Origin of the sequence: Limosilactobacillus gorillae (assembly GCF_001293735.1) — a bacterium.
Taxonomy (GTDB): Bacteria; Bacillota; Bacilli; order Lactobacillales; family Lactobacillaceae; genus Limosilactobacillus; species Limosilactobacillus gorillae.
The window spans coordinates 20,891-43,791 of the sequence record NZ_BCAH01000004.1; the positions used below are offsets into that span (position 1 = coordinate 20,891).

The following is a 22,901-nucleotide window of genomic DNA, read 5'->3' on the forward strand; positions in this document are numbered from 1 at the left end:
TGTTTATCTCCTAAGCGTGTCCCGTAATTTTACGTTGCAAGAACTTACCACCCTTTTTCAACCAATTAGTGTGCTCCATGAACACGTAGTTCACTTCCTTCACCTTATATTCAGGATGGACTTCCAACCAAACGTCCAGCAATAACTCGCTTAAAAAGCCGTAGACACGCTGTTCATAGGTTGAATATGTGGAAATATCCGTTTGTGCCTCTACCTTGGCTAAGACCTCATACATCCACGTGCAATATTCATTGAGGGGCTGCTTTTTCATGATAAACATGTTAAACATGTGGGCCCACGTACGCTTCATCACCGTCTCAAAGGCTGGTGCATACTCTGGATACTGCTCTTGAATCACTTGGTGCATGATCTCAAACGGTTCATGATGGTGGGCATGCAGATAGTGTGATTCATTAGTTTCAATATAGTAGTTTCGCTTGGATGGCAAAATAATATCGTAGTCTTCCAAGAGTTCTTGGGTCTCTTTTTCCGACAGTACCGTCGCTAACGACTTTTGGTGGCGCAAACTCAGGTACCGCCGGTAGTGAACCAACCCCATGGCATCCACATCGAGGTTCTTCCACCCCCAGTAGATAGCCGTTAGTTCATTATAAGTCGGGTTTTTTTTGGAAATATTATCACCCGTATTATCCCCCTGAAAGGTTTGGTTAACGTCCGGGTGAAGCTCTTTACCCACAAAAACCGGCAGATACATTGGATCTGTCGGCATAGCATAGTTTTTGTGGGCCGCAACTAATACTTTTACTCGCACAATGTTCTCCTTTAATAGGCTCCGTTTGGCTTGATCATCACTTTAACCGTTTCAAACATGATCTTTAAATCCAGCCAAACCGAGCGATTTTGAATGTAAGTTAAATCAAGGTGGACCATTTCATCAAAATCAACGTCATTTCGTCCCCCTACTTGCCACATTCCGGTGGCTCCTGGGGTAACCAGCAGACGCTGTCTATCATAATCCGTGTACTGGGCCACTTCAGAAGTCAGTGGTGGCCGCGGGCCAACGATACTCATTGATCCCGTTACCACGTTGATCAACTGCGGTAACTCATCAAGACTGTACTTACGAATTACCCGTCCCACCCGGGTAATCCGGGGGTCATCCTTCATCTTAAACATGGCCCCGTTAACCTCATTTTGATCCTTTAACTTACTGAGGAGTTCATCCGCGTTACTAACCATCGAACGGAACTTAATGATTTTAAACTCTTTTCCGTCCTTCCCCACCCGGGTCTGAGTGTAAAACACTGGCCCATGGGGATCATCAACTTTAATGCAGATTGCAATCACCAATAGGAGTGGGCTAATTACCACCACGCCGACCGCCGACGCAACGACGTCAAATAGACGCTTGACGGCCCGGTAGATATACTGATGATTTAATCGTTCCACATCAATGTGGATCTTATTTTCAACCATTAGCGTTTCTCTCAATTTCAAAATTAACTTAGGCTCTCTTTATGCCCATTATTTTTCACTTCACAATTGATAATTGTAGCTAATTGATAGCCACTGAACTTATCAATACTTCCCCTATCATACCAATAAATCGGGGTGTAAAAAAGGATTTTTCGTCTGGAATCCCTTTCATCAATTATTAAGATTTTCTTGATCGGCTAACCAGTGATCAATTTCATCCAGCTCAAACCCCTTACGGTAAAGGGCTTGCTTGACCTTGAGCTCCCGTTCATACCCCTGATACCGTTGGTACCGGCGCCATGCTTTTTGGGCCTCACGAGTTAGGAGTTCTTCTTGGCCCTCCTGGTCTGACGTGGGGAAACCCGTCTCCTTAACCAATTGGTACACGTCACCACTATATCCCTGCGTGATTACACCTTGACGGACCTTCTCTTCTTGGCGGCGCACTGGTTGGTTAGCATAACGTTTAGCCAACTTCTTAACCAGCTTTGTGGCGTTTACCTGTTGCTGTTCGATGTTGAACTGCTCAAGGGCACGGTCAATCAAAAGTTCTCCCACCCGTTTTTGGCGGAGTTTTTGACGAATTACGCCGGGTCCCTTCAAGGTTGTATTCATTTCAGTTCGAACAAAGGCAGCCGCGTACTCTTGGTCATCTAGCAGCCGGTTTTCCCTTAGCTTGGCCATCACCACGGGTACAATTTCCGGCGGAACCGCTAACTCGGTAAGCTTTTGCTTCACCTCGTGCTCCGTTCGTAGTTGGTGCGACAGGTAGTCCAGCATCTTGGAATATGCTTGGGCAACCTGATCATCATTTGAAATCTGCTCAAGGAGTTCCTTATCAACTTCCATCCCCTTGTACAGTCGGTACTTAATTAAGACGCTTTCTGCCACCGGAAAGGCGTACCTACCGTTTAAAAAGACGTTAAAGCGCCCGGGACGTTTTTGCGCCACAATGGCGGTTATTTCTTGTTGTTGCTTTTCTTTTTTCATCATCCACCCTGACAAATTCACGCGTAATTTCTATGTATAGGGTGTAAGCAGTGATCACAACTTACTAACCCAACTAATTTTAAAGGAGTGTTTTAATATGATTCGCAATGTTAAGTCAACTAAGCTTCAAGTTACCTCGATCGATGGTGATCACCCCAAAGGTTTAAGCCGGACCTTTAATAATCTGGTTGCCCAACCAAGCGACGAACAGATCACCAGCTTTCAAACCATCCTGGGAAGCTTAACTGGCGGACAAGTTAAAGAAGCAACGTTAACAACCGCCACGACCCTAGCCAACGAATAATCTTTCCCGTAGTTTTTAAAAGAAAGGATACTATATATGAAGACCTTAAACCTCACCTACAAGGGCAGCCTTGGTAAGACCCACATTTTGAAGATCAACTACGCCAACGGCCAACTCGACGAAGTATCCGTCCGCCAAGCAATGACGCAAATCGCCGACCTCAAACTGTTTAAGAAGGACGATGAAGACCTCTACGTCACGCCTGTCTCTGCCAAGGTCGTTAACACGAACGAAGACGTCCTCTTTTCTTAATTTCTAACCACTAAGGAGCCTACTTAGGCTCCTTTTTCTTTAGCCAGTCCGTTATATGCCAGTGCATAAGTTGCCAAATGTATTGGCGTTGGCTAACTGATCCTTCTACCAGTACCTGACAAGTGGCATTGATGATGGCTCCGATCATAACTATAATCCCCGAGAAATCAAGCCAGACCATCATTAAAATGAAGGCCCCGATCGTCTTGTAGGAGTCCACCCGCCGGAAAAAGAATACGGTGTAGTAGGAAAAAATCCGTGATAACCCCATCCAAAGCAAGGCCACCACAAGCGCACCAATCACCACATAACGCCAGCGTACCCGGGCGCTAGGCACAAAGTAGTAGAGTAAGGTTAAGAGGATAAACAATCCCAGAAAAGTCACCGGCCAGCGCAGGGAGCTAAAGATCATCACATAATCCATGGAGAAATGGAAAATTGGCTGAAGCCACTCTAAGACTTGTTCCCCTAGCCCATACATAATCATGAGGGTAAAGATAATAATGATAACAATGATCATCCAAACAAAGGATACCACCCGGTTAATGATCGGATTTTGATTCTTAGCCACCCCGTAGGCACCATTTACCGACCGCTGAAAGGCCGCGATTCCCTGACTGGTTGACCACAAGGCGACTAAGGCCCCAGTGGTCAAGATCCCCCCATTACCGTGACGTAAAAAATCGTAGATGATCGGTTGGATAGACTGATACACCGAACTAGGGATCGCTGACTGGAGATAAGGAAGCACCGTTTTCGCGTCCAGCCCCAGCATCGGTAAGAGGTTTCCGACCACTAAAACTGCCGGAAAGATCGACAAAAGGGTGTAGTACGCCAAAACGGCTGCCGCCGTGGTGACCTGTGCCATTTGAAAGTGCCGGAAAAAAACCGTCACAAAGCGCTTTAACCTTTCCCCAACTCGTTTCATCTGGGCCTCCTCAACACGTCAATACGCCCATTTTATCAGTTTCTGACTTCGAAAACAAAGGGGCCCGGTTAATCCCGCGCCCCCTTGCTTATTTCATCATCTTGAATTTATAAAGGTACTGCTTGCCGGCCGTCAAATCGTATTGAACCAGCTTGTAGTCTTGCCATAATTGTTTTTGCTTCTTGGTTAACTGATTTTCCTTAACAATTTGACCCTTATCATTGGTAAATTGCACCGTTGCGTTGGTATTTCCCTGTCCGGTGTTAACGGAAACTGCCGGCAGGTCCTGATAGACCGCCGTTAACAGAGCCAGGTATGGTGTAACCTTAGAATTGGTTTGTTCAGCCACCATTGCAATAAAATCGTTTGGACTAACTACCTTGGTATGATCCGTTAAAGTCCGGGCGCCGTGCTTTTGCGCATAGGTATTGGAGTAGATAAAGTAATCCGTTTGGTGGAGCTTTGTCCCATCCTTGGCCATGCTGTTATTGTAGATTCCCGGTAAGTGGTCACCATAAAAGACCACCGTGATCGGTTTTTGAATCTTATTGATCTCTTTAATGAATTTCTTGACTGCTTTATCCGTGTAGGTAAGTCCCGTTGTGTAAGCAGCCACGGTATTTTTATCCGTCCCCTCACTAACCTTTGATGGTAACCACTTAGTATAACCCGAGTAGTACTTAGTATCGTAAGGCATATGGTTTTGGATCGTGACCAAGTTAATGAACGTTCCATTCGGGTCAGCCTTCAACTGCTTGAGAGTATTCGCATAAGCGGTTGTATCCGATAAGAACGGATTCTTGCCAATCTTCTTTTTGTCAACAATCTTATACTTGCTGCCTAGGTAATAGAAGCGATTGAAGCCAAACTTTGCGTAATCTATAACCCGACTGTAAAAGACCCCCTGATATGGGTGAATCCCCACTGCATATTTAAAGAGTTGATTAAAAGTCCAATTTTTAGTTAACCGTGGAACCAGCTGAGTGTACGGCGTTTGCATCGTTGAGGAGAAGTTCGCGGTTGCTAATCCCGTTAAAGTCATGTACTCAATATTTGCCGTCCCTCCACCGTAACCGGAAGAGATCATTAAGCCGCTGGTATTGTGCTTCTTTAATGAGAGAATGGTCGGAATGGGGTTTCCCTTGAGTTGCAACCCCGGAACCCGCTTAGGATTAGAAAAACTTTCACTCAGGTTAAAAATGATTGATTGATCGGATAGAGAATTTTCCCGATGTCGATTAATCTGCTTAGCCATTTCCTTATATTCTTTGGCAATCTTAGCCATCCGAGCCTCGGAATAGCCCGTCGGCTGCTTCATTACAGTAACATCGATATTATTCATGAATTGAATAATCGGCCCGTTATTTCGAACTCCAGTGACTTGGTTAAAGAAGAATGGTGAATTTCCCATCCCGCTTATAAAAGTGCTAATCCTTGAGTCGGTATGGTTCCAAACGCTACTACTCCCAAAGAAAAAGACCGTTAAGACCAACCAAATTCCCCGTCGCTTCAAGCTAGGACTTGGAACGGGAAAGCGGTGATCTAAATAGATTCCTAGACTAATGACAAGCAGAAAGACAATCACAGCCGTAATTGGGATCCAGGCACTTACTAAGTTTTTTAATATGTTCCCGTAAGCCTGGTACATCATCATATCCGATGGCAAGATCGGCTCTTCTCGCATCCCCAGTTTAATCCGGTTGGCAATTGCCCAAATAATAGCCAGAGGGGCCACAATCCCCATTGAAAGCCAGTAGCGCCCAACGATCGACTGAATCATTTTAAAGATCAGCCAGATTAGGAAGGCAGTAAATAAGAGGTTCCCTTGCCTGGCAGTCAATAGATAGATGTAGTTGTCAAAAGTCATTGAATAGGCTGGGCTTACCTTCCAACTGGTAAACATTAAAAGGTTGGAAATTACGGCTAACCCATAGGCCACTAATAAGGCGGTAATCGCTGGCCAATGGCGGCGACAAAATTGTTTCACCCAGGCTGGCCACTCCATTAGATGATGGGGTAAGGTCGCCACCCAAGCTTCATAGCGCTTAGTAATTGGTAAGTGACTAAAGAGCTTTTGCAAGCTCAAATTAATCACAGTCCCCACAAAAATGATTACCGCCGAAAGAGCCCCAACTAGGATGATCTTTAGGCTAAGGTTACTAACGTGAGCCGCGGTAAAGGAGACGTACCGACTAACTAAGAAGGGGAGCCCCGCCAAAAGTAAGGCACTATATGCATTACCGTTTAGGAGCTCTCGTTCGCCAGTTGTCGTCTTACCCTTTAACAAAAAGATTGCCAGTGCGACTAGAACTAACAGGCCATCAGACAGGCTAGCGAACCGACTGGCCGTTGACATATCAAAGTGAATCGTCACTGAAATCGTCGGCATTAGCATCGCTAAAATAGCGGTGACGATGAACAGACCTACGCCGCCACGCTTAATCTGCTTACGCCAATGACTGGGCAAATCAATTCCATCAAAAGTCGCCCCAATTAACATTACCATCAGGTAAAAGAGCGCATTTTGACTGTCTTTAATCCCCCACAGATCATCGTAAAAAACGGTCGCAACCAGAAACATCCCCACCAGGACCTTGCCGATAAAACGGCGGTGAGCTTCCGAATACTCGTTAACCCGTGGGAAGGTAAGCATGGCGATCAGGTAGGCCGTCGCCAAGGGGATGAGGTTTCGCATCAACGGGAAAACAGCATTAAGCAATTCGCTAAAGGAAAATTCATTCTTCCAAAGTAGTCGTAAAAGAAGCGCCCCTAATGCATAGGCAACTACGACTAGCCAGCTAGTGATCACCCGGGTCCGCCCTAGCTGGTGGCGTTTAAAGGTTCGTCCCACCTGCATCAAGAGCCATAACTCAGCCACGATTAAAATCACGTGAAATAGTTGGAGAATGGCCATCTTGAAGTTATTTTCTGAATAGGCACTAAATGGCAGTTGGCTATCCCACATCCAAAGGTTCATTATTGTCAGAAAAAGGGCCAAGTACCAACTAGTTTTTGATATCGTTTTTTTCATAGAGTACCCCATTTATAAAAAGTGAGGCCATGACAGTTTTGTCACAGCCCCGCATCCTATTCCTCATACTTCTTGGCCACTTTACGGGCTATTTCACCGTAGTGAGCCAGTTCCTTTGCGTAATCATCATCGTAAAGGTACTTAGCATCCGCTTCCGGATCCTGAGAGGTCAAAATCTTTGGCCCTTCATCGGTGATCACTAGGGTGTGTTCGTATTGGCACGACCAGCCACCATCGGCCGTCTTGGCCAGCCACCCGGATGGATCTGAGGTATCGGCCTGCCAAGTCCCCGTGTTAATCATCGGTTCAACGGTAATCGTCATCCCCTTACGCAGGCGTAGGCCGTGACCGGCTTCCCCGTAGTGCGGCACCATTGGGTCTTCGTGCATTGTTGGGCCAATTCCGTGGCCAACAAATTCCTTCACATCACCATAGCCGTTTTCATCTTCGGTGTAGTGTTGAATTACCGCCCCAATGTCTCCGATCCGGTTACCCGGGATACACTGGTCAATTCCCATGTACAATGACTTCTTGGTTACTTCCATCAGTTTGGCGATTTCCGGTGACGGTGTGCCCACTGCATACGACCAGCACGAGTCTGAATAGGCTCCATCCAGGTTAACCACCGTGTCAACCTTAACCAGGTCGCCATCCTTTAAGATCAGCTTCTTACGGGGAAAACCGTGGCAAATTTCATCATTAACGCTTACACAGGTAGCGTATTCGTATCCTTCAAAACCAATTTGGGCCGCAATTGCCTTAGCCTGCTTGAAGTAATCGCGCGCAAATTCTTCAATGACCCAACTAGAAATCCCGGGCCGGATAATCTTTTGAATGCCAAGGTGCATCCCGGCTAAAACAGCGCCCGACTTTTCCATGGCCCGAATTTCTCGTGGTGATTTTAAGCTAATCATTTGCACTTCTCCTTACACTTTATAAACTCTTACCAGTATAGCACTCTTTGAATGTGCTATACTATCCAAGGTTTAAAAATTAATAATCGTTCACAATATTTTGGAGGGATAAGAATGGCAAAAGCACTGGTGGTTTACGCCACGATTACCGGAAATAACGAAGACGTCGCCGACATGGTCACCGGGGCCCTAGAGGACCTCGGGGTTGACGTTGAAATGACCGAGATGACGATGGCCGACGTGGCTGACTTTGATGACGTCGACATCTGCGTTGTCTGCCCGTACACTTACGATGAAGGAGCTTTACCCGACGAAGGGCTGGACTTCTTCGATGACCTCAAGGAAGCCGATTTGACTGGTAAGGTATACGGAGTTGCCGGTTCAGGCGATACCTTCTACGGCGATGATTACTGCAAGGCCGTGGACGAATTTGGCGAAGCTTTCGACCAGGCTGGGGCTACAAAGGGTAGTGCTAACGTCCACGTTAACTTAACCCCAGATGCTGAAGACGAGGAGCGTTTAACCGCCTTCGCTAAGGACCTGGTTGAAAAGGTTGACTAGGAGGTTCTGATGAAAGAACTTTGGAATAAGTACGGTCAGATTATCGCCTACCTTTTCTGGGGCGTCGTCACCACGTTAGTTAATATTGTTTCCTTCCAGTTCCTTTCCTCGGGCGTTCACTGGAACTACCAGGTCGCCAACGTCACGGCTTGGTTCCTATCCGTTCTGGTTGCTTACCTTACCAATAAGGTCTGGGTTTTTAACTCCCATTACACCACCTGGAAAGCTTTTTGGATTGAGATTACCCAGTTCTTCTTCTACCGGGGATTAACCCTCTTAATCGACGTTGCCTTCATGTTTGTCGGGGTCACTCTGATGAAGCTGAACACTCCCATCCAACAATTGATTGTTAAGACCGTGGATAACGTCTTTGTTGTGATCGCCAACTACATTTTCTCACGCTGGCTGATTTTCAAAGACAACGAGAAAATTGCCAAACGCTAAAAAAGAGCAGCACCAGCTTTCTGGTACTGCTCTTTTTTAATGGTCCCACCCGGAATCGAACCGGGATCAATCGCTTAGGAGGCGGACGTACTATCCAATTATACTATGGGACCAGCACAAGCAAAATTATCGCATTCTTTACGGCACTTGTAAAGGTGTGATCATTTGCTTATGCATAATTACTGCTGTTTTTCTTCGTTCTTCCGCCGGTGCTTCAGGCGAATCCCCTTGTTCTTACGGTTTTTCTTCTTGCGCTTCGGCCTAGATTGACTAAGCGAATCATCCAGCGTCCGGACGACCTCTTTTCTGGGGCCACGGTTAGAATCGCGCTGGCGCTTTTGAATCGCCTTAACGTTTGCCTTTGCTACCGAGCGGCCCGGCTTGTCGGCATCGTTAGTCACCAGCTGGCGCTTATCGATCGTCATCGGCTCCAGCTTGTAGTCGGTGGCGGCCAGAAGCTTCTTGAGGTCCCGGAAGTCGTGATCATCCCCGAGGTTAATCACCAACCCTGGTTCTCCCTGCCGGCCAGTTCGGCCCGTCCGGTGAACATAGCCATCGGCAGTCGTGGGTAGTTCAAAGTTGACCACGGCCGGAAGTTTGGGAATGTCCAGCCCCCGGGCGGCCACGTCGGTAGTTAACAAAAGCTTAATCTGGTGCTTACGGAACTTCCGCATCACAGTTTCTCGCTCGGTCTGACGCTGGCGTCCGCCCAATGTAGCCGACGAGATGCCATCGTGGCGTAGGCGGCTAGCCGTGTAGTGAAGGGTCTTAATACTGGTGAAAAAGACCAGCGCCCTGAAGTTCTTGGTTTGGCTGAGCCGCTTTAACATAACGGCCTTGTCGCTCATCGTCCGAGCAGCCACCAGACCGTGCTTGACCGGTCCCCGGGACTTGTCTTCGGCGCGGACATCGATCTTCACTAGGTCGCGGCCAAACAGGACGTCCAGCTGGTCAAGGGTGTCGGATTGAGTAGCCGAAAAGAAAGCCAGCTGAGTTTCTAAGGGCGTTGCCCGTTCAATATCTTCAACCACCGCTTGGGTATCATCACGCAAGAGGTCATCAGCTTCATCGATCACCAGGGTGACAAGGTGGTTGAGCTTTAGGCTCCGGGTTTCCAGTAAGTGAAGTACCCGCCCCGGCGTACCGACAACCACTTCAGGGCGCTCCTTTTTCAACCGTTCCGTTTGCCGGCGAAGGTTGGCACCCCCGGTGGCGGAGTGAACCTTTAAGCCCAGCAAGGCCGCCCATTCTCGCATTACCCGGGTGGTCTGTAAGGCCAGCTCCTGGGAGGGTTCTAACACCAAAATCTGAGCCCCCTCCCCCTTCATAACCTTCGGCAACAGCGGCCAGGTAAAGGCCAGCGTCTTGCCCGAGCCAGTAGGGGCAATCCCAAAGACGGTCTTATCCGCCGCCAGTGGCGCCTGCACCGCCTCTTGAATGGCGGTTAGTTGCTTGAAACCGCGCTCTTCAAAGTGTTTTTGAAACTGTTCAATCAATGCCATCATCCTTTAGCGGTTATTGTCGGCCGGGAAATAGAAGTCCGCGGATTGACGTAGGTTGAACATCACGGCGTTCACTTCACGGCTCAGCGTTTGCCAACGCTTGTAGTTTTCAACTTGCTTCGGGTCATCCACCGCCTTAAACAAAGCGGCGAAGTCATTTAATTCATCAACCATTGAGTTTTTAAAGTACGGCGCCGTTAGGTTCGTTGCTTCCTGCTTCTCGTTGAAGTAAGTAACCTTGGTCGTGTCAAAGATGGAATCAAAGACCAGGGTGTCCTTGAGGCCATAAACTTCGGAAACCAGGTGGGAGTTAGCGGTCTTACCAAAATTGAGCGTAACGGCGAAGTTGTCGTAAGTCAAAATAGCGGTCCCCTTACCATCAACGCCCGACTTGGTCATGGTTGGGAAGTAAACCACGCTACCCGGAACCCCAAATAAGGTTACGGCCCCATAAACGGCGTAAACCCCGAGGTCCATCAAGGCACCACCGGCAAATTCCGGCGTGAAGATATTCGGGTACGGCTTTTGACCCGCTAAGACCTTGTCGTAGCGTGAAGAGTACTTCATGACCGTGATGTTGGCCCCTTGAATGGTGTCCATCTTCTTAAGCTGTTCTTCCCCGGCGTGGAAAAGGCCGGTGTGAATGTGACGAGCGGCTTCAACCAGGCGAGCCTTCGGGTGGGCAGCTAGCAGTGATTCAATGCGGCTGAATTCCTCCGGGTTAACGAAGGCCGGCTTTTCTACGATGACAAACTTGTCGTTTTCAATCGCTAGGCGAGCCTGTTCGTAGTGCTTGCTGTTAGGCGAAGCGATGTAAACAACTTCGAAGTCCCCTTCGTCAAAGAAGTCTTCCAAGGAATCGAAGAATTGAGTGGCCCCGTAAGGCTTACCAAATTCCTCGGCACGGGCCATAGTCCGGGAGTAAACGGCCGTCAATTGGTATTGACCAGTCGTTTTAGCGGCGTCTAGCATCTGATCGGTAATAATATTCGTTCCAATAATTCCAAGCTTTAGCATCAATGAACGCTCCTTTATTCTTATATTACTTCCATTTTAACAATATCTACCTGTTTTTAACAGAAATGAAATCTTTCGCCTCAAATATTCTGTGTATAATATATATAATATGTATCGACCAAAGCAAATGCTATCGAATGATAAGGCAAGTTTACTAATGTGAGGAGTATAATTATGCAAAAAAAGGGAATGCTACTATTCGGCGCGGGACTAATGGCTGGAATCACAAGCTCACTTGGTTTCAGCCATTCTAAAAAGAAAAATGAACACTCATCCTCCTTACCCATCTTCTACGCTGGCACCTGGCGTTACTACGATCAGGAACGGGATCGGACCCACGTCATTACCATCTCACCTGAACTCAAATTGGGGATCGATAATCAGGCAATCCCGGCCAACGTTCAACACGTTAGCACTGATCAACTTGTCTACCTCGATAAATTTGGTTACCACATCACGATCAAGGCTAACGAGCAACAACCCATTCAACTGATCGATGAAGCTGACGACCAAGAATACAAAATTGAACCCCTTAACTAACAACGACGGCTCGGCTGGGCCGTCGTTGTGTTCGTTTATTGACACTGGCTGTTATAATGAGGGCATCTCATTTGAAGAAAGGAACGACTACGATGTTACAACGATTGGCAGTTTATTGCGGTGCCCGCGCCGACCTGGACCCTTCTTACACTAGTATGGCCACCGACTTCGGTCACCAAATGGCTGAACACGGGGTCAGCCTGGTCTATGGCGGGGGCCGCTTTGGCCTGATGGGAACCGTCGCCAACGCCGTTTTAGAGGCCGGCGGGGAAGTTTGCGGGGTCATTACCGAAGAATTGGCCGACCGCGGTGCCGGTCACCCGGGCCTTACCAGCCTGGAAATCGTTGATAACATGGACATCCGTAAGAACCGGATGATGGAACTAGCTGACGGACTCCTGGCCCTTCCCGGGGGCCTGGGAACTTTAGAAGAGGTCAGCGAAGCCTTTTCCTGGACGGTGTTGGGCGACAACGCCAAGCCCGTGGCCTTGTATAACTACCATGGCTTCTACCAGCCCCTAAAAGACCTCTTACACCAGATGGAAACGACTGGCTTTACCGAACACTCCTTCATCAATGCGATCAAGTTTGCTACCAACTTCGATGAGGTCTACCACTTCATGAACCACTATCAGGCTCCTCACATTCGAACCTATCGATAAATTAATCAGCCCTGCATGGCCGTCAGCTGCGTCTTAATCGCGGCGGCGGCCACTTTTAGTTGGGCCTCTTCTAGCGCGTAGAACTTGGGAAGCCAGAAGTTCCCCACTCCCTGCCGGGTCAGCTGGACCGGAAAGGACATGTAACACTGGTACTGCGGTTGAAAGACAGCCACCGGTATAACGGCGCCCCCGTCTTTTAACAGAACGTCAATGATCGCCAGCGCCCATGAACAAAGGGTGTAGCTCCCCTGACCCACCGTTGTCGTCACCAGGTATGCCTGCTTTTGAGCGTTAACCAAGAGCTTAGCGGTGTCGACATGGTGACCGTTAATCGGCTCTTCAATCGAGCGGCCATTGACCCGGATACTCGACCAGATTGGCACCAGGTTGCCACCGTGCTGGCCAAGCACGTAGCCGCTCACCGCGCTGGCCGGCTGCTCGACGGTGGCGGCCACCGCCTGCTTTAGGTACGCCGTATCGGTAATCGTCCCGGTTCCCAGCACCCGTTGGACTGGCAACTGCCACTCCTGTTGCAAGAAGCCGGTCAGCGCCTCATTCGGGGCCGCCAGGTTTAATACTACCCCGCCAAAGCCGCTCTCCTTGACCGCTTGGGCCCACTTGGTAACGGCGCCAACGATTTCATCCACCTGCTTAAAACCAGCGCCTTGACTTGGGCAGCGGTGATCAAAGGCCACCACTAACACATCGGCGGCTTTTAAGGCGGCCGAATCCTGAACCACCACCTGACCACTGAATCCCGGACTGGCGGTCAGATCATCAGCCAAGCCCAGCGCCAGTTGATCATCTTCATCCAAGAGGATCAGGCGGTCGACACGGTTAGTCGCCACCAATAGATGCGCCAGGGTCGTCCCGAGCTGTTGTAAACCAATGATTCCAATCGTTCGCATTATGTCCTCCTTATTGCAAAGGGCCTGGCAAGATACCAGGCCCTTCTTTGGTTATTCCTTTATTTCTGGGAAGAGGTTGATTAAATATTGTTGCGCCCCTTCTTCAAGCGGTAAGTCGGCGGTGGGTTCGATAACCTCCTCGTGGCTGCCAACGTTGAAGCGCACCCCGCGGTCAAGCCAGACTTGGATTCCCAAGACAATGGCGGCACGGATCAGCTCCTGAACGGTAACCGAGTACCCCTTGGCAATCACGGTTAGCGGCTGGCCGGACTGCATCAGCTCTAAGTAACGGTCGTTGGCCACCTTAAGGCCAAAGGAGAGCATGGTGCCGTTTTCCATCTTCTCCGTTATCTGCTCGGCGATCGTCAAGGTTGGATCCTCTAGGCGCCGCTGCACGAATTTGATGGCCAGGCTGTACTTCCGGGGGGCATCGTATTCCTCACAAAAGGCCAGTAACTGGTCGACAAAGGCCAGCCCCTCTTCCTTCATCCAGTCTTCTTGGTCCGTTGGCTCCTGCAGGGCAACTTGTTCGTTGCGCTCGGCCGCCAGCTGGACTTTTTCGGCGGTGTCATCCGGAGTTGCGGTTAGCAGGTTGTAAATCATGACCAGTTCCAGGAAGTTGAGGGTATCTTCTGAAATACCAGCCTTGGAGAATGGGTCAATGTCAAAGCCGCGCATTGAGATGTATTGGACCCCGTCGTTGATCGTCTTCTCCAGGTTGTTGGTTCGCCCGTGCAAACAAACCGGGCCAAAGTACTCGTGGAAATTCTGGTAGGTCCCCTTTTCCAGGTAGTCAGCTAGACTATTGATGTAACTTTCCAGCGAGCTGTAATCAACCTGTTCACCCGGCAGGTTGGTGTAGCCGTACTTGGAGTTGCGTAGTGAGCGCACTTGGTGTGTTAAATCCGGGGCAACGATCTCCTTGACCCCGGTGGCAATTGGACTGGCCCCAAACAAGTAGGTAAACAGCCACTGCCAGCGGTAAAAGCCCTGGGCTAACTTGAAGTACAGGTGGTTTTGGAAGTCAGCCTGGCGCTGGTACTTATCCTTGTAAAAGCGCTGGTAGATTTCCTCAAGTAGCTGCTTATCCAGGCCGTATCCGACATGAACGCCCCCCATCAACAGCGGCTTTAGGCCGTACTTGTTAATCAGGTAGCGGTTAAAGTCCTTTTGGTCGGGACGGGAGCAGTTGGTCCCCAAGAAGTCGAGGTCCTTTTTGTAGGCCAGGGCAGGGGGCATCGTTAGCGGCCACAGGCGTTCCTGGGGTTCCAGTTGGCGGTCAACGATCTGCTGAAGGATCTGCAACTGACGAACGGCGGCCTCGCTGCTTTTAACAATCACGGCGTTGAATTCCATCATGTTATCGGAAATTCCACTGGTCAGGTAGGGGTTCTTCACCCGTGATCCCAACTGGCTTGGATAAGCATAACGGCTTGCCCTTCCATCAGTTAATACCCGGTGGGTTTGCATTCGCAGTCCAAAGCTCCCCGCAAATAACCTCGCCCTTAGTTTTGGCTCATGCATTGCTTGTCGCATTGCTGCACATCTATCCATCATTGTCACCTCACAAGGCCCAGCCAGGAGCCCTTCTCAATTAATATTTTCTCAAGGAATTTATTATAGCACTTGTTTTTCACACCCGACACCGTTTTCATGGATCTGACGTTATCATCACTAACGCCAGCCTTTATCTGCCAACGCTTCTTGATCAAACGTGGTCGCCATAAATTGAGTTCTTCAGAGTTGGCGCTCGGTAGCAAATATGCTATTCTATGGTTAATTTGAAACCGAATACATCCAAAGGAGTTTTCGATATGGCAGTTACCAAAATTAGCGTCTCCCCGGAAGCAAGCAAGTGGTTCCGTGAAAGCATGGGCATCCCCGAAGGCGGGGGCGTACATTTCTTTGGCCGGGTTTACGGTGAAACCAACGCCCACGATGGCTTTTCAACCGGGATGAGCCGGCACGATCACCCCACCCGCCCCATTGTCGACCAGGTCGTTGACGGGATTCACTACTACATTGAAGAGGCTGAAGACTGGTTCTTCGAGGGCCTCGACGTTCAGGTTGGCTACGACAAGTCAATTGACGGCCCGGTTTACCACTACGCCCCTAACGATGGCTCCAAGCTAGACACCCACGCCCACTCCTCCAAGAAGGAACCGTAAGGGCGTTCGTTGTTTGATCAAAAATTCTACTAACCAACCAACGACCCCCGAAAACACCATGTTTCCGGGGGCCGTTTTTTCTATTTGTACAGAGCGGCCACTTGTTCTTGGACCGTTGGGTGGGCCAAGAAGTCGTCGTAAGTGGTGTCCGCCCGGCTAACAAAGCCGTTTGGCCCAACTTCGATCAAGTGGTCAGCAATCGTTTGAATGAATTCGTGGTCGTGACTGGTGAAGAGGATCGAACCCGGAAAGCTTTCCATGGCGTCGTTTAAGGCCGTGATTGATTCCAGATCCAAGTGGTTGGTCGGGTCATCCATCAGCAGGACGTTAGCGTGCTGAAGCATCATCTTGGATAAAAGGCACCGAACCTTTTCTCCCCCGGAAAGAACCTTAATTTGTTTTTCAATTTCTTCCCCGGTGAAGAGCATCTTACCTAAGAAGCCCCGCAAGAAGGTGTTGTCATTTTCTTCCTTGGTTGCGAACTGGCGTAACCAGTCAATGATCGTCAGCTCGTCGTTATCAAAGGCGGCGTTCAGGTCCCGGGACATGTAGTTTCTAGAGGTCGTTTGGCCCCAGGTAACGGTCCCTTCGTCCGGTGTTATTTCCCCGGCAATAATTTGCATTAAAACGGTGGTCGCCATGTCGTTGCGGGACAGGAAGGCAACCTTTTCACCCGGCCGAATCAAGAAGGAGACGTCGTTTAAGATCTTTTCCCCGTCAATGGTGTGGGAAATGTGTTCCACCTTCAGAAGGTCATTTCCCAGCGGGCGATCCTGTTCGAACTTAATGTAGGGATACTTTCGCATCGACGGCTGGATGTCTTCCAAGGTGATTTTTTCCAACTGCTTCTTACGGGAAGTGGCCTGCTTATGCTTGGAGGCGTTGGCCGAGAAACGTGCAATGAACTCCTGGAGTTCCTTAATCTTTTCTTCCTTCTTGGCGTTTTGGTTAGCGGCCAACTGGGCAGCCAGCTGACTGGATTCATACCAGAAATCGTAATTCCCAACGTAGAGCTTAATCTTTTGGAAGTCAACGTCGCACATCTGGGTGCAGACTTGGTTTAAAAAGTGCCGGTCGTGGGAAACGACGATCACGATCTTGTCATAGCTAGCCAGGAATTCTTCCAGCCAGGCAATGGTTTGAATGTCCAGCCCGTTGGTCGGTTCGTCCAATAAGAGGATGTCCGGGGAATCAAAGAGAGCCTGGGCCAAGAGCACCTTCACCTTGTCGCTTTCGGCCAGTTCCCCCATCAGGGTGCCGTGCATGCTTTCCGGAATCCCCAGCGACTGAAGGAGTTGGGAGGCGTTGGCTTCGGCGTTCCAGCCGTCCATTTCGGCAAATTCAGCCTCTAATTCCGCCACCTTAACCCCGTCTTCATCGGAGAAGTCCGGCTTGGCGTAAAGGGCGTCCTTTTCCTGCATAATCTGGTATAGCTTGGCGTGTCCTTGGATCACCGTATCCATAACCGTGCATTCGTCAAAGGCGAAGTGATCCTGATTCAAGGAGGTCATCCGTTCGTTCGGGCCAATCGAAATCGTCCCGGTCGTTGGGGTCATCTTCCCCTCCAGCAGCTTCAAGAAGGTGGACTTGCCGGCCCCGTTGGCCCCAATCACACCGTAACAGTTGCCGGGAGTGAACTTAAGGTTAACGTCGCGGTACAAGGTCCGGCCTGACAGGTTCAGGCTCAGGTCAGTAATGGTAATCACGTGCAATTTCCTCGTGTTTTCTAAATTTTTGCTCTCACCAATTTAGCATAAAGCAACGACTCCGGGCAAGCTTTACGACGGTTAGACCAAACAGTAAATTTATGAACTACTTTGCCTAGTACAAAAAAACCAGGAACGTAAGGGCGCTCCTGGTTTAATTATTCTAATATCCGTACGCTGAACTGGTGTTACCAAAGGCCCCCGTCGTGGTCGAGTCCAGCGTCGTCGAAGTAGACGTGGATGAGCTCGTGCCGCTGCCTGGACTGTTGTAAGAAGCCCCATTTGGCAAGACGAAGTTAACGTTGTTGTAGCCATCGTAAGTCGTTTGTTGATTGTACATGGCGGTTTCAGCGTTGGTAACTTTCTTGGCCGATAAGCCCAATTGGTTGCGAATCAGCTTGGAAATCCGGTTAATTTCCTTTGGCGACGCAATTTGGAAGGAAACCCCTTCGATCGTGGCGTCCATGCCTTGCATGTGGTAGGTCTTAACGTTCTTCATTGCCACGTGGTAGTTGGTGTAAAGGGCCGCCACGTTGTCAATTGGCACGTTGGTCTTTACCCCATCCCCTACGGCCTTCAGGATGTCGTTGGCCGCCGTGATGCTACCGGATTCCTTAAAGGTCTTGATTACGGATTCCATCACCTGTTGCTGACGCTTTTGACGCCCGTAATCCCCGTTTGGATCTTCGTAACGCATCCGGGAGTACTTGAGGGCGTTGGCCCCATTTAAGTGCTGCTTCCCCTTCTTGAAGTGGTGACCTTCATAAGTGAAGGAGAACGGGTTATCAACGGTGACCCCGCCAACGGCGTTAACCACCTTTTCCAAAACACCCATGTTGATCACCGCATAGTAATCAACTGGTATGCCCAGCAATTCCTTAACCTGCTTGACGGTTTGCTTAGCGCCCCCGATCTGGTAGGCGGCGTTAATCTTAACGTAATCCGCCCCCTCGCTGGTGTTAATCTTCACCAGGGTGTCCCGCGGGATTGACGTCATGGAAATCGTCTTCTTCTTAGGGTTAATCGTGATCAGTTCCAGGGTATCGGTGTTCCCACCGGTGTTCCCCCGGTCCAGGGCCCCAACGTCGGTCCCCATGGCCAAGATGGAAATCGGCTTGCCGGCCCGTAACTTAGCCGAAATCTTCCCGTTCCCATTTGAGAAGACGTTCTTAGCGGTATTATTGACTTGGTGGTACTCGTAAGCACCGCCCCCAATAATTAGCAAAAGGATCAAGAGGATCGTTCGCTTCACCCACTTGAACCACCTTTTGCCGCCCCGGTAATACGGCGGGTGCGGATTCTTATTGTTGCCACCCGTCCCGGCGCTACCTGCCACTCGCTGCCGGTACCCAGCACGTGTTTCATTTTCTTCGTTCATACTTCACATTACCTCAACAGTGATATAACAATTTTCTAACGTTTTTTACTTTATCAGAGCTAAGGGGGGAGGTCAATTTACCCCCTAGATTTTAATAAATCCGTAAGTTCCTGGCTTACTATTAATCACCAATTGACCCCGTGCGCCCTTATGATACTAAATCCGTTATGATTCATGAAGCGCTTTCGGGTATAATGATGGTAACGGAGGTGCACCCATGCAAACAACCTGTTATTACCAGTCCCCGCTGGGGCAAATCCTGCTGGTCGCCGACGAAGGGGGGCTTTGCGGCCTCTGGTTTGACGGGGGTCGTTACTACGCCGATACCGTCGGGCCAGACGCCAAGCCGGGAGATCGTGCTACCCTAGCACTTGCCCGGCAGTGGCTTGACGAATACTTTGCCGGCCAGGCGCCCACCTGGCGCCCACCCCTCCACATCCAGGGAACCGCCTTTCAACGGGTCGTGTGGGACCAGCTCTTGAAGATCCCCTATGGCCAGGTGATCACCTATGGTCAGCTGGCCAAGCAAGTTGCCGATCAGCGGCACCAGGCGAAGATGGCCGCCCAAGCCGTCGGCAATGCGGTCGGCAAGAACCACCTCTCCCTGTTTATCCCCTGCCACCGGGTGGTCGGCACCCACGGCAGCTTAACCGGCTACGGGGGCGGACTTGATCGCAAGGCCGCCCTGCTCAGGCTTGAGGGGCATCACATGGCTACGCCGGATCGGCTTAATTTTCCTAAATAAAGGAGGGGCGCCCCTCCTTTATCCACCTTATAATCAAAGCAATGATAGGAGGGCTTCCCCACGTGTTATTATTCACCCAACAATTAGTTAACGGTCTTATCGAGCTCGCCATTGCGCTGGTGCTCCCATTTTTGTGGTGGCTTTGTTCGGTCCGACGCCAGGAACACTTCGCCCACTGGCTGGGCTTCTACCGGCCCCCGGCTCAGCGCAGCTGGTTGACGACCGTAATCGTTGTCCTCATCACCCTTCTGCTGGCGATTCCCCTTCCCCTGATCATTAACCACGGGGACCTAGCAACATCCGTTTTCGCCCAGCGAGGAGCGGCTGGCATCCCGGCCGCCCTGGTCTATGCGGTGCTCGGGACCTCGCTTCCCGAAGAAATCTTCTTCCGGGGCTTCTTACTCAAGCGCCTGCAAAGACACTTCGGCTTCGTGGTCGCCAACACAATTCAGGCGATCGGCTTCGGGGCGATTCATGGTCTCTTATTTTTCCGGATTGGCAATTGGCTGGTGGCGATCATTATTACCCTGGCGGTGGTTGTAATCGGCTACTGCCTGGGCTGGATCAATGAACGCCGTTCCGGGGGTTCTATTTACGCCAGCTGGGGAATCCACGCCCTTTTAAATATTGCCTCATCCTTTATTACCCTATTTACTTAACGAGGAGGAATTACTTTGCAAACCGCTAACCTACTGATCGCCACGCTCCTCTTGATCGCCGGCATCATCGTGGTCTACCTCGGTATCTTCGCCAAGGTGATTGAACAGTCCACCGGTGGCAACCGGCTCACCCGCCGCCTTTCACGCTTGAAAATCAAGGCCTCGATGCGCCCGGCCCTAATCGTGACCGGCGCTGTCCTGGTTGGCGCGGCACTATACATCTTCGGCGGAAACTAAAGGGATCAGCGGTCCAAACGACTGCTGATCCCTTTAGTTATTGGCTCCATTTCCCGGGAAATACTAAGCGTCACTCGTGACCCTGCGGCCGTTCGCGTTCTTCAATGCTGGCGATCGTTTCATCAACCAGTTGCTGAACCGTGATCTCGGCCAACCGGTTTTCGATCCCCTTTTGAACCTCCTCAAAGTACTTGGTGATAACTGTTGGGAAGGCTACCCCCACACTACAGCTTACCGACGTCTCCCGATCTGGAACGAGGAAGGGGTTCTTCGGTGTGGTGGCCCGGTAAACGTCCCGTACCGTGACGGCGCTGAAGTCCCTGGTAAAATTATCGTAACTGCCGTTTTTGCGATCAGCCAGGATGTTGGCCGCCCGGAGCTGGGTAATCATCTTGCGGATCCTGCTCGGGTTGGTCTTCAAACTGGCTGCCAAGCGCTGACTTGAGATCCGCTCCCCCTGGTGAACCTTTAGGTAAACAAGGATCTGTAACAAGTCACTGACGCGGGTGTTGGCGATAGTGTTCCCTCCTTTCTTACTGTCCTACTCCTCTCTCTTAGCTTAGGTTCATCATACCACTTGCCTCTTAAAGGTGCGACTTTTTAGGTAACATGATCGGCGCCGTTTCTGCTAGAACAACAGGGCGCCGCCAATTAATCCCAGGGTAATGATCGCCAGGCCCCCCTGACGCCAAATGATGGTTTTGTTGCTGGTTAAACTGCCGTAAGCGGCCACCAAGACAATGAAGATCAAGAGGCTGACCACCATTATCCGGCTGGGAACCAGGTACAGCCCCACCAGCAATAGGACCCCGATCAACCCGTTGTAGACGCCCTGGTTCTTGAAGAGCGTGTTGACACTCGGCCGGGCCAGCTCCGCCTGTGTCATGTCAAAGACCCGCGCGGTCTGCTTGGATGTGGTTTGAAAGGTTTCGAGGTACATGATGTACAAAAATTCTAACGCCACCAGGGTGGCAAAAACGTTAATGATGATTTGCATCGTCCTTCTCCTTTTATAGATTAACGTTCCGGAATCTTAATCAGCCGGACGGCGTTGCCGTGGTCTTCTAACAGCTTCACTAAGTCGCTGGTCCGCAGCCAAACCGTCGCCGTGTTCACGTTGGGGTGGGCGGCCACCAGGCCATCCGCCAGTTCCTGATCGATCAAGACCTCCACCCGGGCCGCCGGGTCGTTTAAGGCCCCCAGCGGTGTCACCGCGCCCGGCGTCAAGCCCAGGTATTCCTGCAGGTCGGCGGGCGAAGCAAAGCTTAACCGGCGCAACTTCTCCTGATCCCGGAGGGCCTTTAGATCGACTTGTTTTTGTCCCTTAACGGTGATCAGGTAGTAGTGGCGGTGCTTGTCGTCGCGGACAAAGAGGTTCTTGGCGTTGGCCTCGGGGTGGGGCATCGGAAAGTCGGCCACGGCTGCCATGTCAAAGACCGCCGGGTGGTTGATAACTTCGTAGTTGATCCCGTGGTCATCCAGGTATTGATACACTTGTTCTTGGTTCATCGAACCCCCCTCCTAGTGGAAGCGCGCTCATGAGAAAACGATAATAAGATTACTTTGATTATAATTCGAACAGGCGGTTTTGCAATGCCCTTTTCCAACGCGCCTTTCACTAATCAAATTCTCAGCTTTTTTCATTGACAAAGGAAGGGCGCCCATGTTTTAATGCCTTTAACATTAGAATATTCTAATGATTCACCGGAGCCCCAGTAGTGATCCCCTCCCTGGCCCAGAGAGTTAACGGCGCTGAAAGTTAACCCACACCGTGATCGCGAATTACACTCCCTTACAATGGTGACTCACGCGCGGTGCGATAGGCCAAACGAGGTGTAATACACAAAGCTGGGTGGTACCACGGTGCAAGTCGTCCCTTGTCTGATTTTTCAGGCAGGGGGCGTTTTATTTTTTAAGGAGGTGGCAAGGATGCCAACAACGAACGGCGGTAAAAGCTATTATTTCGTAACGACTGCAGCCCGTCGCTTGCGAATTAATAACAGTTAAGGGGACTTTATCATGAGAAAATTTGACGAACGCGTTGAACCAACCTTTGGCCTCGCTGAAGGGAGCCTTCTGCGGCTCCAACGTCTCGCCCCTGTCCGGGACGACCAACCTAGCCGCCACAACCGGGGAGGTGGACCTTTACCGGCACCTCCACTCCTTGGTTTGGACAGACCTGCCCGCCTGGCTTATCTCGCTCATCATCTTCACCGCGGTTGGGATGAGCGCTAAGACCGCTAGCCTCCATTCCATCCACGTCATGATGGCGGGACTAGCGACCGGCTTTTGGATCTCCCCGGTGACCCTCCTGCCCGTTTTGTTCATGATCATCCTAGCAATCACCCGGGTTCCGGCCATCCCATCCCTGGGGCTCGGCGCCCTCTTTGCCATTGCCCTGGGCTGGCTTCACAACCCGCATACGACTATTACCCAGGTCACCCACCTAATCGTCAACTACGCACCGAATAAATTCGGTGGCTTGTAGCTCACAAGCCGAACGGCTTAGAAGTAGTAA

Annotated in this window: 25 protein-coding genes, 1 tRNA gene and 1 pseudogene; 11 read left to right on the forward strand and 16 right to left on the reverse strand. The window is 50.4% G+C overall.

The features are described 5' to 3' along the window. Window positions 1-10: 10 nt before the first annotated feature. The 3 genes from AOQ57_RS00380 to recX all read right to left on the reverse strand — a co-directional run bounded on the left by AOQ57_RS00380 (window position 11) and on the right by recX (window position 2,427). On the reverse strand, window positions 11-772 hold the full coding sequence (locus AOQ57_RS00380; RefSeq protein WP_093624098.1) for a DUF4422 domain-containing protein: 762 nt from the start codon (window positions 770-772) through the stop codon (window positions 11-13). An 11-nt stretch (window positions 773-783) separates the two neighbouring features. After that, complete coding sequence (locus tag AOQ57_RS00385; RefSeq protein WP_093624100.1) at window positions 784-1,437, reverse strand: sugar transferase; 654 nt, start codon at window positions 1,435-1,437, stop codon at window positions 784-786. A gap of 171 nt (window positions 1,438-1,608) precedes the next feature. Further along, entirely contained in the window at window positions 1,609-2,427 is an 819-nt protein-coding gene (gene recX, locus AOQ57_RS00390; RefSeq protein WP_093624102.1) for a recombination regulator RecX, read from the reverse strand. Between the two features lie 97 nt (window positions 2,428-2,524). On the opposite strand from recX, the gene AOQ57_RS00395 reads away from it, so the two are divergent. Then, window positions 2,525-2,731, forward strand: a complete 207-nt coding sequence (locus AOQ57_RS00395) for a DUF1659 domain-containing protein (RefSeq protein ID WP_093624104.1) — start codon at window positions 2,525-2,527, stop codon at window positions 2,729-2,731. 36 nt (window positions 2,732-2,767) lie between these two features. After that, window positions 2,768-2,983 (forward strand): DUF2922 domain-containing protein, encoded by a 216-nt coding sequence (locus AOQ57_RS00400; RefSeq protein ID WP_093624106.1) that lies wholly within the window; start codon window positions 2,768-2,770, stop codon window positions 2,981-2,983. 19 nt (window positions 2,984-3,002) lie between these two features. Here the strand turns inward: AOQ57_RS00400 and AOQ57_RS00405 are convergent, their stop codons facing one another. From AOQ57_RS00405 to map, 3 genes are all read right to left on the reverse strand, one after another. Beyond that, entirely contained in the window at window positions 3,003-3,911 is a 909-nt protein-coding gene (locus AOQ57_RS00405) for a YihY/virulence factor BrkB family protein (protein ID WP_093624108.1), read from the reverse strand. An 88-nt stretch (window positions 3,912-3,999) separates the two neighbouring features. After that, entirely contained in the window at window positions 4,000-6,942 is a 2,943-nt protein-coding gene (locus tag AOQ57_RS00410; protein ID WP_093624110.1) for an LTA synthase family protein, read from the reverse strand. A gap of 56 nt (window positions 6,943-6,998) precedes the next feature. Next, on the reverse strand, window positions 6,999-7,856 hold the full coding sequence (map, locus tag AOQ57_RS00415) for a type I methionyl aminopeptidase (RefSeq protein ID WP_093624112.1): 858 nt from the start codon (window positions 7,854-7,856) through the stop codon (window positions 6,999-7,001). A gap of 114 nt (window positions 7,857-7,970) precedes the next feature. On the opposite strand from map, the gene AOQ57_RS00420 reads away from it, so the two are divergent. Both AOQ57_RS00420 and AOQ57_RS00425 read left to right on the forward strand, forming a co-directional pair. After that, a complete protein-coding gene (locus tag AOQ57_RS00420) occupies window positions 7,971-8,417 on the forward strand; it encodes a flavodoxin (RefSeq protein WP_093624114.1) in 447 nt (148 codons plus the stop codon). A 9-nt stretch (window positions 8,418-8,426) separates the two neighbouring features. After that, entirely contained in the window at window positions 8,427-8,861 is a 435-nt protein-coding gene (locus tag AOQ57_RS00425) for a GtrA family protein (protein ID WP_093624116.1), read from the forward strand. Between the two features lie 40 nt (window positions 8,862-8,901). Here the strand turns inward: AOQ57_RS00425 and AOQ57_RS00430 are convergent. From AOQ57_RS00430 to AOQ57_RS00440, 3 genes are all read right to left on the reverse strand, one after another. After that, window positions 8,902-8,974 (reverse strand) — tRNA-Arg (locus AOQ57_RS00430). A gap of 66 nt (window positions 8,975-9,040) precedes the next feature. Then, on the reverse strand, window positions 9,041-10,357 hold the full coding sequence (locus tag AOQ57_RS00435; protein ID WP_167336618.1) for a DEAD/DEAH box helicase: 1,317 nt from the start codon (window positions 10,355-10,357) through the stop codon (window positions 9,041-9,043). Window positions 10,358-10,369: 12 nt separating this feature from the next. Next, window positions 10,370-11,380, reverse strand: a complete 1,011-nt coding sequence (locus AOQ57_RS00440; RefSeq protein ID WP_093624120.1) for a Gfo/Idh/MocA family protein — start codon at window positions 11,378-11,380, stop codon at window positions 10,370-10,372. Window positions 11,381-11,554: 174 nt separating this feature from the next. Here AOQ57_RS00440 and AOQ57_RS00445 point away from each other — a divergent pair, with 174 nt between their 5' ends. Continuing rightward, complete coding sequence (locus AOQ57_RS00445) at window positions 11,555-11,920, forward strand: DUF4828 domain-containing protein (protein ID WP_093624122.1); 366 nt, start codon at window positions 11,555-11,557, stop codon at window positions 11,918-11,920. Window positions 11,921-12,012: 92 nt separating this feature from the next. Beyond that, window positions 12,013-12,582, forward strand: a complete 570-nt coding sequence (locus AOQ57_RS00450; protein ID WP_093624124.1) for an LOG family protein — start codon at window positions 12,013-12,015, stop codon at window positions 12,580-12,582. A gap of 5 nt (window positions 12,583-12,587) precedes the next feature. On the opposite strand, the gene AOQ57_RS00455 is transcribed toward AOQ57_RS00450, so the two are convergent. Further along, window positions 12,588-13,490, reverse strand: a complete 903-nt coding sequence (locus AOQ57_RS00455; RefSeq protein WP_093624126.1) for a Rossmann-fold NAD(P)-binding domain-containing protein — start codon at window positions 13,488-13,490, stop codon at window positions 12,588-12,590. Window positions 13,491-13,541: 51 nt separating this feature from the next. Beyond that, window positions 13,542-15,047 (reverse strand): glutamate--cysteine ligase, encoded by a 1,506-nt coding sequence (locus tag AOQ57_RS00460; protein ID WP_093624128.1) that lies wholly within the window; start codon window positions 15,045-15,047, stop codon window positions 13,542-13,544. A gap of 257 nt (window positions 15,048-15,304) precedes the next feature. Here AOQ57_RS00460 and AOQ57_RS00470 point away from each other — a divergent pair, with 257 nt between their 5' ends. Then, entirely contained in the window at window positions 15,305-15,658 is a 354-nt protein-coding gene (locus AOQ57_RS00470) for a HesB/YadR/YfhF family protein (RefSeq protein ID WP_093624132.1), read from the forward strand. Window positions 15,659-15,738: 80 nt separating this feature from the next. Here the strand turns inward: AOQ57_RS00470 and AOQ57_RS00475 are convergent, their stop codons facing one another. Together AOQ57_RS00475 and AOQ57_RS00480 are read right to left on the reverse strand one after the other, a co-directional pair. Next, window positions 15,739-17,364, reverse strand: a complete 1,626-nt coding sequence (locus AOQ57_RS00475; RefSeq protein ID WP_093624134.1) for an ABC-F family ATP-binding cassette domain-containing protein — start codon at window positions 17,362-17,364, stop codon at window positions 15,739-15,741. A gap of 163 nt (window positions 17,365-17,527) precedes the next feature. Next, complete coding sequence (locus AOQ57_RS00480; protein ID WP_093624136.1) at window positions 17,528-18,742, reverse strand: LCP family protein; 1,215 nt, start codon at window positions 18,740-18,742, stop codon at window positions 17,528-17,530. 217 nt (window positions 18,743-18,959) lie between these two features. Here AOQ57_RS00480 and AOQ57_RS00485 point away from each other — a divergent pair, with 217 nt between their 5' ends. The 3 genes from AOQ57_RS00485 to AOQ57_RS00495 all read left to right on the forward strand — a co-directional run bounded on the left by AOQ57_RS00485 (window position 18,960) and on the right by AOQ57_RS00495 (window position 20,383). Further along, on the forward strand, window positions 18,960-19,487 hold the full coding sequence (locus tag AOQ57_RS00485) for a methylated-DNA--[protein]-cysteine S-methyltransferase (RefSeq protein ID WP_093624138.1): 528 nt from the start codon (window positions 18,960-18,962) through the stop codon (window positions 19,485-19,487). A 62-nt stretch (window positions 19,488-19,549) separates the two neighbouring features. After that, a complete protein-coding gene (locus AOQ57_RS00490) occupies window positions 19,550-20,146 on the forward strand; it encodes a CPBP family intramembrane glutamic endopeptidase (protein WP_235788975.1) in 597 nt (198 codons plus the stop codon). Window positions 20,147-20,161: 15 nt separating this feature from the next. After that, on the forward strand, window positions 20,162-20,383 hold the full coding sequence (locus AOQ57_RS00495; protein WP_093624142.1) for a hypothetical protein: 222 nt from the start codon (window positions 20,162-20,164) through the stop codon (window positions 20,381-20,383). Between the two features lie 70 nt (window positions 20,384-20,453). Here the strand turns inward: AOQ57_RS00495 and AOQ57_RS00500 are convergent, their stop codons facing one another. From AOQ57_RS00500 to AOQ57_RS00510, 3 genes are all read right to left on the reverse strand, one after another. Continuing rightward, window positions 20,454-20,900 carry an Rrf2 family transcriptional regulator gene (locus AOQ57_RS00500; RefSeq protein WP_093624144.1) on the reverse strand — a complete coding sequence of 149 codons (447 nt, stop codon included), beginning with the start codon at window positions 20,898-20,900 and terminating at the stop codon, window positions 20,454-20,456. Between the two features lie 111 nt (window positions 20,901-21,011). Further along, window positions 21,012-21,380 (reverse strand): DUF1304 domain-containing protein, encoded by a 369-nt coding sequence (locus AOQ57_RS00505; RefSeq protein WP_093624146.1) that lies wholly within the window; start codon window positions 21,378-21,380, stop codon window positions 21,012-21,014. Between the two features lie 20 nt (window positions 21,381-21,400). Next, a complete protein-coding gene (locus tag AOQ57_RS00510) occupies window positions 21,401-21,892 on the reverse strand; it encodes a prolyl-tRNA synthetase associated domain-containing protein (protein ID WP_093624148.1) in 492 nt (163 codons plus the stop codon). A 547-nt stretch (window positions 21,893-22,439) separates the two neighbouring features. On the opposite strand from AOQ57_RS00510, the pseudogene AOQ57_RS00515 reads away from it, so the two are divergent. Then, window positions 22,440-22,856: pseudogene (locus AOQ57_RS00515) on the forward strand (Na+/H+ antiporter NhaC family protein); the annotation flags it as partial. Window positions 22,857-22,901 lie beyond the last annotated feature (45 nt).

Bases quoted from the DNA above. Each gene is read 5' to 3' on its own strand.
- AOQ57_RS00385 (WP_093624100.1), bottom strand. From the start codon at position 1,437: ATGGTTGAAAATAAGATCCACATTGATGTGGAACGATTAAATCATCAG.
- recX (WP_093624102.1), bottom strand. From the start codon at position 2,427: ATGAAAAAAGAAAAGCAACAACAAGAAATAACCGCCATTGTGGCGCAA.
- AOQ57_RS00395 (WP_093624104.1), top strand. From the start codon at position 2,525: ATGATTCGCAATGTTAAGTCAACTAAGCTTCAAGTTACCTCGATCGAT.
- AOQ57_RS00400 (WP_093624106.1), top strand. From the start codon at position 2,768: ATGAAGACCTTAAACCTCACCTACAAGGGCAGCCTTGGTAAGACCCAC.
- AOQ57_RS00405 (WP_093624108.1), bottom strand. From the start codon at position 3,911: ATGAAACGAGTTGGGGAAAGGTTAAAGCGCTTTGTGACGGTTTTTTTC.
- AOQ57_RS00410 (WP_093624110.1), bottom strand. From the start codon at position 6,942: ATGAAAAAAACGATATCAAAAACTAGTTGGTACTTGGCCCTTTTTCTG.
- map (WP_093624112.1), bottom strand. From the start codon at position 7,856: ATGATTAGCTTAAAATCACCACGAGAAATTCGGGCCATGGAAAAGTCG.
- AOQ57_RS00420 (WP_093624114.1), top strand. From the start codon at position 7,971: ATGGCAAAAGCACTGGTGGTTTACGCCACGATTACCGGAAATAACGAA.
- AOQ57_RS00425 (WP_093624116.1), top strand. From the start codon at position 8,427: ATGAAAGAACTTTGGAATAAGTACGGTCAGATTATCGCCTACCTTTTC.
- AOQ57_RS00440 (WP_093624120.1), bottom strand. From the start codon at position 11,380: ATGCTAAAGCTTGGAATTATTGGAACGAATATTATTACCGATCAGATG.
- AOQ57_RS00445 (WP_093624122.1), top strand. From the start codon at position 11,555: ATGCAAAAAAAGGGAATGCTACTATTCGGCGCGGGACTAATGGCTGGA.
- AOQ57_RS00450 (WP_093624124.1), top strand. From the start codon at position 12,013: ATGTTACAACGATTGGCAGTTTATTGCGGTGCCCGCGCCGACCTGGAC.
- AOQ57_RS00455 (WP_093624126.1), bottom strand. From the start codon at position 13,490: ATGCGAACGATTGGAATCATTGGTTTACAACAGCTCGGGACGACCCTG.
- AOQ57_RS00460 (WP_093624128.1), bottom strand. From the start codon at position 15,047: ATGATGGATAGATGTGCAGCAATGCGACAAGCAATGCATGAGCCAAAA.
- AOQ57_RS00470 (WP_093624132.1), top strand. From the start codon at position 15,305: ATGGCAGTTACCAAAATTAGCGTCTCCCCGGAAGCAAGCAAGTGGTTC.
- AOQ57_RS00480 (WP_093624136.1), bottom strand. From the start codon at position 18,742: ATGAACGAAGAAAATGAAACACGTGCTGGGTACCGGCAGCGAGTGGCA.
- AOQ57_RS00485 (WP_093624138.1), top strand. From the start codon at position 18,960: ATGCAAACAACCTGTTATTACCAGTCCCCGCTGGGGCAAATCCTGCTG.
- AOQ57_RS00505 (WP_093624146.1), bottom strand. From the start codon at position 21,380: ATGCAAATCATCATTAACGTTTTTGCCACCCTGGTGGCGTTAGAATTT.
- AOQ57_RS00510 (WP_093624148.1), bottom strand. From the start codon at position 21,892: ATGAACCAAGAACAAGTGTATCAATACCTGGATGACCACGGGATCAAC.